The organism is Paenibacillus sp. 32O-W, assembly GCF_007679495.1.
GTDB lineage: Bacteria > Bacillota > Bacilli > Paenibacillales > NBRC-103111 > Paenibacillus_L > Paenibacillus_L residui.
Window position 1 is genome coordinate 150784 of sequence record NZ_VEGP01000001.1, and the last position, 15976, is coordinate 166759.

At 49.4% G+C, this 15976-nt stretch carries 14 protein-coding genes; 3 read left to right on the forward strand and 11 right to left on the reverse strand.

The window, feature by feature from the left end:
* Window positions 1-19 precede the first annotated feature (19 nt).
* Together pnpS and FS806_RS00710 are read right to left on the reverse strand one after the other, a co-directional pair.
* Entirely contained in the window at window positions 20-1822 is a 1803-nt protein-coding gene (gene pnpS, locus FS806_RS00705) for a two-component system histidine kinase PnpS (RefSeq protein ID WP_144932150.1), read from the reverse strand.
* 219 nt (window positions 1823-2041) lie between these two features.
* Window positions 2042-3583, reverse strand: coding sequence for a fumarate hydratase (locus FS806_RS00710; protein ID WP_144932152.1), 1542 nt, complete (start codon window positions 3581-3583; stop codon window positions 2042-2044).
* A gap of 499 nt (window positions 3584-4082) precedes the next feature.
* On the opposite strand from FS806_RS00710, the gene FS806_RS25570 reads away from it, so the two are divergent.
* The 3 genes from FS806_RS25570 to yfbR all read left to right on the forward strand — a co-directional run bounded on the left by FS806_RS25570 (window position 4083) and on the right by yfbR (window position 6670).
* Window positions 4083-4226 (forward strand): hypothetical protein, encoded by a 144-nt coding sequence (locus FS806_RS25570; protein WP_186328137.1) that lies wholly within the window; start codon window positions 4083-4085, stop codon window positions 4224-4226.
* 713 nt (window positions 4227-4939) lie between these two features.
* Entirely contained in the window at window positions 4940-6031 is a 1092-nt protein-coding gene (locus FS806_RS00715; protein WP_144932154.1) for a polysaccharide deacetylase family protein, read from the forward strand.
* A 57-nt stretch (window positions 6032-6088) separates the two neighbouring features.
* A complete protein-coding gene (gene yfbR / locus FS806_RS00720) occupies window positions 6089-6670 on the forward strand; it encodes a 5'-deoxynucleotidase (protein WP_144932156.1) in 582 nt (193 codons plus the stop codon).
* Window positions 6671-6697: 27 nt separating this feature from the next.
* On the opposite strand, the gene FS806_RS00725 is transcribed toward yfbR, so the two are convergent.
* The 9 genes from FS806_RS00725 to accD form a co-directional block, all read right to left on the reverse strand.
* Window positions 6698-7111, reverse strand: coding sequence for a hypothetical protein (locus FS806_RS00725; protein ID WP_144932158.1), 414 nt, complete (start codon window positions 7109-7111; stop codon window positions 6698-6700).
* Window positions 7112-7335: 224 nt separating this feature from the next.
* The gene (gene mdh, locus FS806_RS00730; protein ID WP_144932160.1) at window positions 7336-8280 is read right to left on the reverse strand and encodes a malate dehydrogenase; all 945 of its coding nucleotides are present in this window, start codon (window positions 8278-8280) and stop codon (window positions 7336-7338) included.
* A gap of 100 nt (window positions 8281-8380) precedes the next feature.
* Window positions 8381-9679 (reverse strand): NADP-dependent isocitrate dehydrogenase, encoded by a 1299-nt coding sequence (icd, locus tag FS806_RS00735; RefSeq protein WP_144932162.1) that lies wholly within the window; start codon window positions 9677-9679, stop codon window positions 8381-8383.
* 131 nt (window positions 9680-9810) lie between these two features.
* Window positions 9811-10923 carry a citrate synthase gene (citZ, locus tag FS806_RS00740; protein ID WP_144932164.1) on the reverse strand — a complete coding sequence of 371 codons (1113 nt, stop codon included), beginning with the start codon at window positions 10921-10923 and terminating at the stop codon, window positions 9811-9813.
* 236 nt (window positions 10924-11159) lie between these two features.
* Window positions 11160-11555, reverse strand: a complete 396-nt coding sequence (locus tag FS806_RS00745) for an FxsA family protein (protein ID WP_144932166.1) — start codon at window positions 11553-11555, stop codon at window positions 11160-11162.
* Between the two features lie 14 nt (window positions 11556-11569).
* Window positions 11570-12034, reverse strand: coding sequence for an acyl-CoA thioesterase (locus tag FS806_RS00750; RefSeq protein WP_144932168.1), 465 nt, complete (start codon window positions 12032-12034; stop codon window positions 11570-11572).
* 223 nt (window positions 12035-12257) lie between these two features.
* On the reverse strand, window positions 12258-14012 hold the full coding sequence (gene pyk, locus FS806_RS00755; RefSeq protein ID WP_144932170.1) for a pyruvate kinase: 1755 nt from the start codon (window positions 14010-14012) through the stop codon (window positions 12258-12260).
* Window positions 14013-14123: 111 nt separating this feature from the next.
* Window positions 14124-15089 carry an acetyl-CoA carboxylase carboxyltransferase subunit alpha gene (locus FS806_RS00760; protein ID WP_144932172.1) on the reverse strand — a complete coding sequence of 322 codons (966 nt, stop codon included), beginning with the start codon at window positions 15087-15089 and terminating at the stop codon, window positions 14124-14126.
* On the reverse strand, window positions 15079-15948 hold the full coding sequence (gene accD / locus FS806_RS00765; protein WP_144932174.1) for an acetyl-CoA carboxylase, carboxyltransferase subunit beta: 870 nt from the start codon (window positions 15946-15948) through the stop codon (window positions 15079-15081). Before accD ends, FS806_RS00760 begins: the two co-directional genes overlap by 11 nt.
* Between the last annotated feature and the right edge of the window lie 28 nt (window positions 15949-15976).

The window sequence follows — 15976 nt, forward strand, 5'->3', positions numbered from 1 at the left end:
TTGTTTTGTTAAGCCGGGTTCAGGAATCATGAATAACCGGCAGCTCGATAGTAAACCGGGAGCCAAGTCCCGCATCGCTTTCTACGGAAATCGTCCCCTTATGAAGCTCGACCAAATGCTTGACAATGGACAGCCCCAACCCGGTACCTCCCGAGCTTCTCGAACGGGCCTTATCTACCCGGTAGAAGCGTTCGAAGATGCGGGGAAGGTCTTTTTTCGGAATGCCGATTCCGGTATCGCTTATCGTTATTCTTACCCGTTCATAGCTTTCGGGACCCTCTTCCTGTTCAACGGGCTCGACGTCTATTCTGACCCTTCCCCCTTCCGGGGTGTAATTAATCCCGTTAGACAGAAGATTGATCATGATCTGTCTCAGCCTGTCTTCATCCGCCTCCAGGAACAAGTTCGGCGGAACCGAGGATTCGAGGCGAATCCCCCTTTTGTCCGCTTCCGCACTGACGACATGAACAGTCTGCTCCACAAAATGCTCCATCTCAATGGGAGAGAACTGCAGCGGAATCCGTCGTGACTCGATTTTGGACAATTCGAGAATATCGCCGATCAACCGGTTAAGGCGTTCGCTCTCATCATAGATAATCTGCAGGAACGACTTGGCCGTCTCTTTATCATCCATGGCTCCCGCCAGCAGTGTTTCGGCAAAGCCTTTGACCGCGGCGACCGGTGTTTTCAATTCATGGGAAACGTTGGCGACAAATTCGCTCCGCATCCGTTCCAGCCTGCGGACCGCAGTCATGTTATGCAGCACGATGAGAATTCCGGACCATTCTTCGTCGTTCCGCGCCATCGGACTGATATTCGCCTCCAAAATCCGCTCCTCTGGAAAATAGACGATCATTTCATCATGAATCGGGTCATGAGTTTCCAAGCATTCCCGGATCATCTGCTTCAGCTCGAACGGCAGCTTGGCTTCGGTATATACCGTGCCTCGCAGCTCTTCCGCCGCGAATCCGAGAATATCCTCCACCGCACGGTTCAACAGCACGATTTTGCCGCTTAGATCGGCCATCATCACCCCGCTCGGCATGTTGTCCAGAACGCTCTTCAGGCGGCTTTCATTCTCTTGAATCCGGTGAACCTGCCTCTGCAGACTGTCCGCCATCGTGTTGATGGCGCGGCCCAGCATTCCAATCTCGTCATTGCGGGTGACGGTTACCCGGGATCGGGCATCACGGTGCGAGATTTGCTGCGCTACCCTGATAATCTTCTCCAAAGGTCTGGTCATATTATGAGCCAATCGATAGGAGATCACACCTGCCAATAGAAACAATACGGCCAGACCGCCGCCCAAGAATAACCATAGCTTGCGCAGGGAGGATTCGACAACGCTCAAATCTCTGGCCATCCGGATATACCCGAAAGGCTGATCCGAAGCATCGCTCGCAATGACCACGTACAGCATATTATGGCCTAAAGTATCGCTGTAGCGGATAGAATGTCCCGAGCCGGATCGGATCGCCTCCTGCACCTCTTCCCGGTCCAGATGGTTATCCATGGTCAAGGGATCGTGATCCGAGTCCCCCAACACCCGGCCGTCCGCCCGAATGACCGTAATCCGGGCATCCGCCGACTGCTTGAGCTGGCTGATCCGCTCGTTGTATAGCCGTATCAATTCCTCATCCGTCCCCGAAGCCACCCAATCAAAGGTCGACACGATGAGATGCAGCTCTCTCTCCATATTTTCACGCTGGGCTTGAATATAGGTGTTTTCCTGCAGCTTGGCAGCCAGAATTCCCGCTGCCGTTACCGACAAGCCAATCATAATGATAAAAATAACCGTCAATCGGGTTCTGAATTTATTCATCTCTTCGTTCCTCCGCGCAAGATGGCTGTCCATGACTAGATAGCTTTATCGTAACCCGAGCTGCCGCGAAAATCCACCGAACCCGACAAATCCGATTGTTGAGAAATTGTAAAGAAATAAAGTCGGGTGTCCCGCAACTGTAAATAGAATCCGAAAAAAAGTCGGACAGAACGCTCTGCCCGACCACCTTTTTTAAATATAATAAGATTCGAATATCATTTATTTGAAAACCGGCTCCTTGAACTGAGCAAGCTTCTCGAGAGAATCTTTCTCCACGTCGGCATGCAGGCTGTTTCCATGAGAATCCATCGTAACAATGGCAGCGAAGCCTTCCGTCTGCAGGTGCCACATCGCTTCCGGAATACCGAACTCCATGAAGTCTACGCCTTCCACCTTCTTCAGACATTGTGCGTAATATTGCGCCGCCCCGCCGATGGCATTGAGGTAGACGGCTCCATGCTCCTGCAGAGCCTTAAGCGTCTTCGGCCCCATTCCGCCTTTGCCGATTACGGCGCGGATTCCGAATTTCTTCAGAATATCCCCTTGATAAGGCTCTTCCCGAATACTCGTTGTCGGTCCGGCAGCCTTCACATGCCACTCGCCGTTCTCATCCTTCTGCATAACCGGTCCGCAATGGTAAATAACGGATCCGTTCAAATCGACAGGCGAATCATGATCCATCAGATACTTGTGCAAAGCATCGCGGCCGGTATGGATCAGACCGTTAATGACAACGACGTCGCCTACCCGCAGCTCGCGAATTTGTTCCTCGGTGATGGGCGTCTGAAGAACGACCTGACGGCGCTCCCCGCCTTGATCCGCTGCGGCGCTTTCCGCTTCGCCCAAGGTCACATCCACCTTCTCACCGGCCGAGTATTGCCATTCTTTGATCTCGCCCGTAGAGGCATCCAGAATAACCCCTTGACGGCGATAAGCCCAGCAGTTGTAGGCTACGGAAACGAAGAAGCTGGCCGGCAGCCGGTTCATCACTCCAATTTTGCATCCGAGCAGTGTCACTTCGCCGCCGAAGCCCATCGTCCCGATGCCGAGCTTGTTCGCATTCTCCATCACGTACTCTTCTAATTGGCGCAGCTCCTCGACCGGATTCACATCATCCACCCTGCGGAACAGCTGCTGCTTGGCCAGCTCATAGCCGGTCGTGCGGTCGCCGCCGATGCCCACGCCGATAAAGCCCGCGCTGCAGCCCTGTCCTTGCGCCTGATAAACGGCATGCATAATACATTTGCGAATACCGTCCAGATCGCGCCCGGCTTTGCCGACACCTTCCAGCTCAGCAGGAAGGCTGTATTGAATATTTTTATTCTCGCAGCCGCCGCCCTTCAAGATCAGCTTCATCTCGATATCGTCTCTTTCCCATTGCTCGAAATGAATGACCGGCGTTCCCGGCCCGAGATTATCGCCGCTGTTCGCTCCGGTCAGCGAATCAACGGAATTCGGACGCAGCTTGCTGTCCTGAGTCGCCCGCTTCACGGCTTCATAAATTTGCTGCTTCATTACTATCTGATTGGCTCCGACCGGAACGTGGATAATAAAAGTAGGCATCCCCGTATCCTGACAAATAGGGGAAACATTGTACTCCGCCATTTCAATATTATTGGCAATGGTAGACAGAGACAAGGCCGCCCGGGTCCCTTTATCCTCCAGCTCGCGGGCCTTGCGAATCGCTTGACGGACATCCCCCGGCAAGTTAGTTGACGTTTCTACGATTAGTCGGTACACGCTCTCTTGAAAATGCCGCATGTGATTAAGACTCCTCTCCTGTTTTGCAATGAAACTTCACGATAGAACACACGCTTATAATTATATCATATTACGGGAGAGTCGAATGATCATTCTTTCTCACGGATTTTCCTCATTAGAAGAAATTCAGTAATTCCTAATAGGCCCAGTTAGAAAGGATGAGAGCAATCTTACTCCTGTCGAATCGATCAGCTTTAGTTTGCAATGCCTTTGGAAACGTCCCATTTGTCTAGTTGGATTTCAAAGTTGACAAGTGCGAATTTGGCCTATTTTCAAAAATCTAGTCAATCCAATTTGATTTCCTGCTTACCCAAATTTATTTAAAAATTAGAAATAATAGGAGAGAGTCAGTTCTATCTATAAACTCTATAGAAAAACAGTTAAGTCGTATTCCATCTGAAAACAGCGTAATAGTGTTCCTCGGCATCATCTGACCTTGACATATATCGAATGTTTGATATAATAAAATGTAATATTTTGGAAATGGGAGGTGAAAAGAATGAAAAAATTAGCTGGGTTATTTGTTATTACTGCATTAGTTTTTAATTTATCTACCGTCTCACCGAATAGCGATGATTACTGTATGGGATTTTTCTCTGAATGTCCATTGCCACCATGCGATAGCTTTTGGCACTGTCCATAAATATCGATAATATAATAATTCCTGCTATTGTTATAGAATCTTAACCATGCAAAAAACATCATCTAGATCCAACGGTTAGTTTCCAAAATATTCATTGTCGTCGATCCCAGAGCGTAGGCGTATAAGGAGATCGGCGAAAATTTATCAATTTAGATGGCCTGAGATTAAAACCACCTTTAAATGATATTATTGACTCTCACAAGTTTCACACGATCAAAAGCGAAATGTGGCGCTTGCTCATAAAGACTTTCAGTACTCCCTACAGTAATTCTGAATGCAAATTTTACTCATCACCGCAGTCAAGCTATGCACAACCAAATCGCTCCTTTTCCTCAGATTTCCGTCAAACTTTGCTACATCCCCTCACTTCCTCGTAATAAATATACCTGCGCTTATCAAAACCCAATCGGTAGGTTTCCATTATCCCAACTCACTCTTCCTTTCCATAGTAGCGCTAATTTGCTGCCTGAAGTGCATTAAACATCGTTCACAGGAATTAATCAATGTATCTTTACTAAATTTAATCTTTAATACCGAACCTTTTAATAGGTATAGTTTTTATTATTCATCAATAATGAATCAATCTAAATGCTTATCATTCGATAAAATATTATTGACTTGCTTTTGGCATAGCAAATGTTTATGACAATATAGTATGTTGATAATTAAATTGATATACTGATAAGGTATCTGCCAAAGTAAGGAGAATGGAAATGATTAAATTCTTTGTGCGCAGCTTGTTTGTAACGATTATCGGCTTGACCTTATTGGTCTCCTCCCTTTCGGCCTATCAGCCGAATACTATGTACCGCGAACAAGTCGCTGTCATCATGTATCATCACGTCGATGACACCATACAAAGCTCCGGCACGATCACGGTTGATCTTTTTCAGAGGCAATTGACCTATTTACAGCAACAGGGCTACCAATTTATTACACTCGATCAATTCAAACAGTACTTAGCCGGCGGCCCCGTCCCCGACAACGCCGTGCTGGTCACCTTTGACGATGGATATGAGAGCTTCTACAGCAATGCTTATCCTGTATTATCCCAATTGAATATTCCTGCGGTTAATTTCGCCATTACGAAGGACACGTTAAATCCGCAAGCGAGCTATATTCCGGCAATGTCTCAACAGCAAATTGCGGAAATGATCGCCGCAGCCCCCGGCAGGATTGAGGTGCAGTGTCATACTCATGCCTTGCATGACAAAGTGGATGGCCAGGCGCTGTTAACAGCAAGACTGGATCTGGATAGCGGCAAGCGGGAGAGCGAAGAGGATTACCGGCAGCGGATAATGACCGACACCAGAACCTGCCGATCGGTACTGGAGCAGGTTAACCCATCGCCAATCGATTCCTTGGCTTATCCTTTCGGAATCTATGATCGGGATGCGGCTGAGGCGCTGCACTCAGCGGGAATTGAGTATGCATTCACGATCGCACCCGGAATGGCTACACGGCAGACCGACAGGCTCGCGATTCCAAGAATTAATGCGGGAGGCCCGTACATTTCGCCGGCCAAGCTGCACAAATCGATTCAGAACCAGATTCAGGCAGTTCATCATAACTATGACCGTATTCCGCTCAGGGAAATGGTAGAGAACTGGGGCGGTGAAGTAGCTGAGGATAGCGAGGGGCTGATCGTTATTCGTTATGAAGGCAGAGAATGGAAGCTTCGTCCCGGGAGCCGTACCGTTCTTCACCAGAATAACAGCTTAACGATCGGACAGCCCGTTCAGGTTATCGAGGGCAAAGCCTATGCCAGGTGGAGCGATATCGAGAAGCTATTGTTTGAGTCATGATGTGCGGGAACGTCTGGCGGATAATCAAGTTGGAAGGGTTGGGGAAAGGAGGGGCTTATGGACTCCCATTTTTTCGCGTATATGTACCGGCTAAGATATATTAAACGATGGAGTCTGATGCGCAATGTCGTAAGCGAGAACGTGGCGGAGCATTCCTTTCATGTGGCGATGCTGACCCATGTGCTCTGTACGATTGCCAACGAGGTTTACGGGCGAAGCTTGCCGGTGGACAAGGCCGTATCAATGGCACTGTTCCATGACGCGGCTGAGGTGTTCACCGGCGATATCCCGACACCAGTCAAGCATCAGAACGAGGACATCTTGTCCAGCTTCCGCGAGATCGAGCGGCACGCTTCCAAGAAGCTGCTGTCCATGATGCCCCCTCAGTTGAAGGATGCTTACCGTCCTTTGCTGGAAGGCGGACAGGATGAAGAACTGCGGGTCATCGTCAAGGCGGCTGACCTGTTGGATGCATATATCAAATGTGTGACGGAGCTGTCTACGGGAAACCGGGAGTTCGCCGTTGCCAAGAAACAGATTGAGCAGTCTATGATAGAGCTTGATCTGCCGGAGGTCCGGTATTTCCTTGAGTATTTGGCACCCAGCTTCGAAAAAACGCTGGACGAGCTGTCCGAATAGGACTGGCTCTCCAGCGTTTTTCTTTCCTTAGAATGGGTAACTCATCAGGATGATCATGACAAGGAAGCTCAGGGCAATCAGCCAGGAAAATGTTTGCACCTCTCCCATTCCCGCTTCGGCCGCAGCCTTGCCGGAGCTGAGAGCCTCCCGAGCCGACTTCAACTTCTTGCCCAACATGCCGGTTAGACCGCCGATAACGACGACGAGCAGAATAACGACGATCATCCAGGCCGTAGAATAACTGGCTTGGGAAATCATGTATCCTCCGGTCAAAAACTGGACGAGCAGCAATATCTGCCCTACCCGGTTTGCCGTATTATAATTGCCAACCGTCTGAGCCAAACCTTCCTCCCCTTTTTTCATCAGAAGAAAAGGAAAGAGCAGATAAAACCCCATCCCAATGGAGCCTAACAGGTGCAGAAATAAAATAAAACTGACCATGAAAGCCCTCCTATTGAATGTTTGAGTTATGTACTCTATCAGTATACTAAATGCCTGTCAGGCTTACAACTTGTCCCAAGGGCGGACTGCACATTTTTTACTTGCCGGACACAATATAGCCAAAGGTTCGTGCTATACGAGGGTATAGGAAATTGTGGCCGGATGAAGCTTAATGGAAAAAAGCTGCCCCGGAGCAGTGAGCCATACCGGAACAGCTTGAATCATCAGTTGCCTTCCACGACTTTAATTACATTGCGTACCGAATCAGCGGATTTGTCAAGCGCCGCTTTCTCTTCGGCAGTCAATTCAAGCTCGAACACTTTCTCGATTCCGTCTCCACCCAGAATCGTCGGAACGCCCATGAACAGATTGTCATAGCCGTATTCCCCCTCAAGGAGGGCAATCGCCGGCAGGATGCGTTTCTTGTCCTTAACGATGGCTTCCGTCATCTGAACAAGGGATGCAGCCGGTGCGTAGTAGGCGCTGCCGTTGCCGAGCAGGTTAACGATTTCTCCGCCGCCGGTACGGGTCCGTTGGACGATCGCTTCGATCCGGTCCGCGGGAATCAGCTTCTCAATCGGAATTCCGCCAACATTGGAATAACGGACCAGCGGAACCATATCGTCACCGTGTCCTCCCAATACGAATCCGCGAACGTCCTCAACCGATACATTAAGCTCCTGTGCAATGAACGTGCAGTAGCGGGCGGTATCCAGAACTCCGGATTGACCGATCACGCGGTTCTTCGGAAAGCCCAATGTCTGATAGGCCACATAAGTCATAGCATCCACCGGGTTGCTTAGAATGATGACGATCGATTCCGGACTGTATTTTTTAACATTCTCACAAACCGATTTCATAATTCCGGCATTGGTATTGACCAAATCATCACGGCTCATGCCGGGCTTGCGGGCAATACCTGCTGTAATGATGACAATGTCGGAATTAGCGGTGTCTTCATAATTGGAAGTACCGATAATGTTGCTGTCGAATCCTTGTACCGGGCTTGCTTCCAACATGTCCAGCGCCTTTCCTTTGGTCGGATTCTCCAGTTGGGGAATATCGAGAAGTACGACGTCGCCCAATTCTTTCTGGGCAAGCATTAATGCAGTAGTAGCTCCAGTGAAACCGGCACCGATAACAGACAGCTTTTTGCGACGGATAGCCATGGATAACAGATCCTTTCACTCAGAGATTTATGTGGAGATTTCATAAATTGGGGAACCCGTTTCTTAAGAAACGGGCTCTAAAAGATTAACTGCGTCTAACTTATCCAAGATGCTTGATAATTTCATCCGCGAACTCGGAGCATTTCACTTCAGTCGCGCCTTCCATCAGGCGGGCAAAGTCATAGGTAACCGTTTTGTTATTAATAGCGGTCTCCATACCTTTGTAAATCAGGTTAGCCGCTTCTTGCCAGCCAAGATGCTCCAGCATCATAACTCCGGACAGAATAACCGATCCCGGATTAACTACGTCTTTATCCGCATACTTAGGCGCCGTACCATGGGTGGCTTCGAAAATAGCATGTCCGGTTACATAGTTAATATTCGCTCCCGGTGCAATTCCGATTCCTCCAACTTGTGCAGCCAAAGCGTCAGACAGATAGTCCCCGTTCAAATTAAGAGTAGCGATGACATCGAAATCGGTCGGACGGGTCAGCACCTGCTGCAGAGCAATATCGGCAATAGCGTCCTTCACGATGATCTTGCCGGCAGCTTCTGCCGCTTTCTGAGCTTCGTTAGCAGCGTCGGTGCCTTTCTCTTCCTTGATGCGATCATACTCGGCCCAAGTGAACACCTTATCACCGAACTCTTGCTCCGCCAGCTCGTAGCCCCAGTTCTTGAAGGCTCCTTCTGTAAACTTCATGATGTTGCCTTTGTGCACCAAAGTAACGCTCTTGCGTCCATGCTGCAGAGCATACTCAATCGCCGCACGGATCAGGCGGGAAGATCCTTCCTTGGAAACGGGCTTGATTCCGATACCGGACGTTTCCGGGAAACGGATTTTGTTAACTCCCATTTCTTTCTGCAGAAACTCGATCACTTTCTTAACTTCCGGTGTGCCTTCCTTATACTCGATTCCGGCATAAATATCTTCCGTATTCTCCCGGAAAATAACCATATCAACAAGATCAGGGCGTTTAACCGGAGAAGGAACTCCATTGAAATAACGTACCGGACGAAGGCAAACATACAAATCCAGCTCCTGACGAAGCGCCACGTTCAAAGAACGAATACCGCCGCCGATCGGAGTAGTCAGAGGACCTTTGATAGCAACGATATATTCACGGATAGCCGTCAAAGTATCGTTAGGGAGCCAGGAATTGAACTTGTTGAATGCTTTCTCCCCTGCATATACTTCATACCATGCGATCTTCTTCTCGCCTTTGTAAGCTTTCTCTACAGCGGCGTCCAGAACACGCTTGGAAGCCCGCCAAATATCGCGTCCCGTGCCATCTCCTTCGATAAAAGGAATGATCGGGTTGTTAGGTACCTGAAGTACGCTGTCTTTAATAGTAATCTTCTCGCCTTCGGTCGGCAGGGAAAATTGTTCGAATTGAGCCATGATTTTATTTCCTCCTCTTTAATGTATTAGCAGAGTAAACCGGTCGAGAACGTACGGATAAACGGGAAGGCGTTTCGGTACGATTCGCACGGCCCGTAAGGTCTGGAGCGCAGATTGCACTCTGTAAATTATTAACGCTGCTCGATCGGTACGTACGGCGTGCCCACCGGGCCTGTATATTCCGCACGAGGACGAATCAGACGATTGTTATCGTATTGTTCCAGAATATGAGCTGTCCAGCCCGATGTCCGGCTAATGGCAAAAATCGGCGTAAACAGATCTCTCGGAATGCCGAGTGAAGTATAAACAGAAGCGGAATAGAAATCGACATTCGGCTTGAGTCCCTTCAAACGGGTAACCATTTCTTCCATCTTGACCGACATATCGTACCACTTCATATTGTTCGTAATTTTGCCCAGTTCCTTGGACATTTTCATCAGATGCTTGGCACGGGGATCTCCATTCTTGTAGACCCTGTGACCAAATCCCATCAGCTTCTCTTTATTCTCCAGCTTGCGGTTAACATAGCTCTCGACATTGTCGATCGAGCCCACTTCTTCAAGCATAGCCATAACCGCCTCGTTGGCCCCCCCGTGAAGAGGTCCCTTCAATGCGCCGATTGCCGAGGTCACCCCGGAATAAATATCGGACAGAGTGGCTACCGTTACGCGGGCAGCGAATGTCGATGCGTTCAACTCGTGATCTGCATGGAGAACAAGGGCTTTATCCAGGGCATTTACCGCTATTGGATCAGGCTGTTCGCCAGTCAGCATATACAAGAAATTCTCTGCAATGGAGGCACCGGATTTCGGGGCGATCGGCTCCTGGCCTTCCCGGATTCTTGCGAATGCGGCAATCAGAGTAGGCAGCTGTGCCTGCAAGCGAATCGCTTTGCGTACATTCGCTTCTTTACTCATGTCGTTAGCCTCGTTGTCATAGAGCGCAAGGCTCGACACGGCGGACCTTAGAGCAGCCATGGAGTTCGTGTTTTTCGGGTACAGCTTGATTTGCTCAATCACTTCGCTCGGGACGCTGCTGTTAGCACTCAAATCCCTATGTAGCTGATCCAGCTCCGCTTGGTTCGGAAGCTTCCCGTACCAAAGCAAATAGACAACTTCTTCAAAGGTTGCCTTCTCCGCCAAATCGTCGATATTGATCCCGCGGTAGGTCAGCACACCATCAATAATTGAGCTTATTGAGGAAGTAGTTGCGACGATTCCTTCCAGGCCTTTTGTCGCCGTCATCCCTATCTCTCTCCTTTGTTTGCAATAAATATTTTATTTCACAAGTGTTGTACTTCTCTAACTCCTTTTATCATAAAGGATTTTGTCGAAGAAGTGAACAGTGGGGCTATAAAAGTTCATTATCGGTACCATAAACAAATTTTAATACAAGTCAGATACCAATTAAAGTCTTTTTTGATTTCGAGTATAAAAAGCTTGAAATCTTATTATCATCTTACCGGCTCTAATTCTTCCATTTACCTGCGGATGATAAAGGTGAATTTTCCATTCCGGATTTGCTTCTCCAGCCAATAATAGAGCCAGCGCTTGACAACCGGGCGAGTAAATGGAAGCAGAAGGATCAAGCCAATGATATCCGTTATAAAACCGGGGGCAAGAAGAAAAACTCCTCCGACAAAAATGATAATGCCATCGAGTATCGAAGCTGTCGGACTGTAGCCGAGAGACATTTGGTGCTGTGCGTATTCCCACACCTTACGCCCTTCTCTCTTGGCCAGATAAGCTCCGATCAGTCCGGTCAGGACGATCAAAAGAAACGTTTGCCAGCCGCCAATCCATCTTCCGACCGAAAGAATTCCCCAAATTTCCAAAGCGGGAACGACTATCAGCAGAACGATTATCCATCTGAGCATCCGCATCTTCCTTTCTACCGATTTACAGGCAGCCGTTCATATAGCTCGGGAAATTGCCGGTCAAGCCGGACCGGCTTCCATTCCGGATTGACCCAAATATGCTTGGTCATGCCGCTGACCAACAGCTCTCCTTCTGGCTGGTCATCGACATCCGCCTGCCTCCCACTCTCCGCTTCACCCCCCTCTGCTCTGCGGACTTGCGACTCGAATACAATAGAGATGGGGGTCACATCCGCCATACGTGTATAAATCGCCACTTCATCGTCATATCTTGCGGGCTGCTTGAACTTCATGGAAGCTTCAACGAGCGGAAGCAGAAGACGGTTGGCTTCCAACTCACGGTATGTAAAACCCGTCTCTCTTATCATTTCCGTTCGGCCGATTTCAAACCATGTCAAATAGTTTGCATGATAGACAACCCCCATTTGATCCGTTTCCTCATACCGGACACGGATGGAATGAACGTGCCATCGATTCATTGGACCACCTCCTGTAGGAATTGTAACGCTCAAGCAGGTTTATACGCAGCATACGACAGCCGGTTTGAGTCACGGGTAACCGAACTTCATGTTAAGCCCCATCTCCAGACTCATTTACACTATAAGAAAAGACAATCAAAAGTGCATGTCTTCTTATAACGAAGTCAATCCCACCACGAAGCACGGCAAAAACACGCCCTTTCCCAGGCGTGTTTCCATCGACCTATATGACGTTGGCCTTGCCGGAGTAAATGAAGCCCATCTCGGCATAAACGGTTGCTTCCAATCCGTCATGCAGCACTTCAAACGCATTCTCGACTCCTACAATAACCGGGATGCCCAAGCTCAGGCAGACAACAGCGGCATGTGAAGTAATTCCCCCGGTCTCCGTAATCACCGCGGCCGCCTTCTCAATCGCAGGCATGTATTCCTTATCGGTCGATACGGCAACCAGAATAGAGCCTTCCGTCATCTTGGCATTCGCTTCTTCAGGAGTGCGGGCGGTTACGATTTGGCCGGTGGAGCATTGCGTTCCCAAACCCTGGCCTTTGGCAATCAGCTGTCCGACATGATGAACCTTAATAAGATTGGTCGTTCCGGACTGTCCAACCGGCAAGCCTGCAGTAATAATCACCAGATCACCAAGCCGGAAAAGACCTTCCTTCATACCGCCTTCAATTCCGAATTCGATCATTTCGTCGGTCGTTTTAGCCTTATGCCCCAGAACCGGAATAACCCCCCATACCAGAGACAGCTTACGCATAGTTTGCTCTGAAGGAGTATAGGCTACGATCGGCGACTTCGGACGGTACTTGGCAACCATTCTGGCTGTATAACCGCTTTCCGTCGGTGTAATAATCGCTTTGGCTTGCAGATCCAGCGCAGAATTGGCCACCGCTTGACTGATAGATTCCGTAACCGTGACTTGTTGGGCTTTACGCTGTCTCTCGAGAATTTCTTTGTGATTTAAGGCCGTTTCCGCTTTTTCGGCTATCCGTGCCATGGTCTCTACCGATTCCACCGGATATTTGCCCGCGGCCGTCTCTCCGGACAGCATAACCGCATCCGATCCATCCAGAATGGCATTGGCGACATCGTTCGCCTCTGCACGTGTAGGGCGCGGATTCCGCTGCATCGAATCCAGCATTTGCGTAGCGGTAATAACCGGCTTGCCTGCCTCGTTACATTTTCGGATCATCATCTTCTGGACCAGCGGCACTTCTTCGGCCGGGATTTCCACCCCAAGGTCCCCACGGGCGACCATCAGACCGTCCGATACCTCCAGAATTTCATCCAGATTCTCTACGCCTTCCCTATTCTCAATCTTGGATATGATTTGAATATGGCTGGCATTATGCTTCTCCAGCAGCTCGCGAATTTCCATCACGTCACTTGCTTTACGAACGAAAGAAGCTGCGATGAAATCTACCCCCTGCTCGATCCCGAACACAATATCGTTGGCATCCTTCTCGGTAATTCCCGGTAGGGACGTACTCACTCCCGGTACATTGACGCCCTTCTTGCTCTTGATTTGTCCGCCGTTAACAATGACGCACTCGATCTCGGTGCCGCGGATCCCCACTACTTCCAGCCCGACCAACCCATCGTCAATCAGAATGGTGGAGCCGATGGAAACATCGGAAGGCAGATCCTTGTACGTTACGGAGATGCGATGCTTATCCCCCAGAATTTCCTCGGTAGTAAGCACTATACGCTCATTCTGCACGAGTTCAATCGGTTCTTCCGCAAGCTTGCCGATCCGAATCTCCGGCCCTTTCGTATCAAGAAGCAGCGCAACGTTCTTGTTCAACCGCTTTGACACTTCGCGGATATTGCGAATTCTCGCCCCATGCTCCTCGAAATCCCCATGAGAGAAATTAAGACGGGCCACATTCATTCCCGCCTGCATCAATTTGCCAAGCATTTCCGGTGCTTCGCTGGCCGGTCCGATCGTACATACAATTTTAGCTTTACGCATAGTTCTGTTCCTCCTGTAAGTTCAACAATCCTCCGCAGTTAAATACTGCCGCCAAGGATGACTATAAAAGATAGCAATATGGTGTTTATAGGCGCTTCCCATGATTTCCGGTCAGCCATTCTGATACAAGGCTACTTCTCCTATCGAGCGGAATTTGCGATAGCGGTCCTCCCGTAGCTCGTCCGCGGATAATGCGACAAGCTCCTCGAGATGTTTCCAAAGCATTTCTTTGATGTTCCTGGATTGCTCCTCCAGATTGCGATGCGCTCCCCCCTTGGGCTCGGGGATGATTTCATCGATTACTCCAAGTTTCAAAATATCCTGGGCCGTAATTTTCATCGTTTCCGCTGCCTGCAGCGCCTTGGTGCTGTCTTTAAACAGAATGGAAGCGGCACCTTCCGGCGAAATGACCGAATAGATGGCATGCTCAAGCATCAGCACACGGTTACCGACGCCCAGTGCCAATGCTCCCCCGCTGCCGCCTTCTCCGATGACCACACAAATAATAGGCACCTTGAAAGATGCCATTTCTCTCAGATTCCGCGCAATGGCTTCAGCTTGTCCCCGTTCTTCCGCCGCTCCTCCGGGATAAGCCCCGCTCGTATCAATGAAGGTTATAATCGGCCGCTTGAACTTGTCGGCCTGCTGCATCAGGCGAAGCGCCTTGCGAAAGCCTTCGGGATGGGGCATGCCGAAATTACGGGCGATGTTATCCTTGGTGTCCTTGCCTTTCTGATGGCCGACCACTGTAACCGGCACACCGTTAAGCTTCGCCAGTCCTCCGACGATGGCCAAATCATCCCGGTACAAACGGTCCCCATGCAGCTCCAGAAAATCGGTAAATACGTTCTGTATGTAATCCAGGGTGGTTGGCCGCATGGGAAAACGGGCAATTTGCAGCTTCTGCTGCACGGAAATTTCGGTGTAGATTTCTTCCTCCAGCCGCGCATATCTTTCTTCCAGCCGCATAATTTCTTCGGTGAAATCGATATTCTTGTCGCTGCCAAACCTGCGCAGCTCTTCAATTTTCGCACGCAATTCCGCCAGAGGCTGCTCAAACGGCAAATCACCTGCCATCGGAAGACACCTCCTTCACCGTGTGCATGTCCAAAATTTGCGTCAAAACCGTCCTCAATTCTTTCCGATGAACTACTTTATCCAACTGACCGTGCTGCAGATTGAACTCAGCCGTCTGGAAATTGTCTGGAAGCTTCTGCCGAATCGTCTGTTCAATGACCCTTCTTCCGGCAAAACCGATAATGGCTCCCGGTTCGGCCAACACATAATCGCCGAGCATGGCAAAGCTGGCGCTTACCCCGCCCAAGGTCGGTTCTGTAAGTACGGAGATATAAAGACCGCCTTGCTCGTGAAACTTGCTTAGAGCGGCACTGGTTTTGGCCATTTGCATAAGAGCCAATATGCTCTCCTGCATGCGGGCCCCTCCAGAAGTGGAAAAAATAATCAACGGGTACTTCTTCTGCATGGCCGCTTCGATCGCCCGGGTGATCTTCTCTCCAACCACACTGCCAAGCGTTCCGCTGAAAAAATCAAAGCTCATCACACAAATAACGACGGGATAGCCCCCGATCGTTCCTTCTCCGGTAATGACCGCATCCTTGCTGCCCGTCTTCTCGATCATCTTTCCGACCTTCTCGGGATACCCCGGGAATTCAAGAGGATCGGCCGAAATCATATCACTGTCAAATTCAAACAGACGTCCGTCATCCAGGGTCATCTGTATCCGTTCCATACCGTTTAAGATAAAATGATAACCGCAGGAAGCGCAGACCTTCAGGTTCTTTTCCAGCTCCGTGCTGAATTGAATCGCACCGCACTTAGGGCATTTATTAGCGATTCCTTCGGGAATTTCCTTTTTTGCCCTTTCAGAAGGAATTGTGGCGTACTTTTTTTTCTTGTAAAAAAAATCCTTTAGCACGTTTACACCTCACCAGGCGTTAATTTCA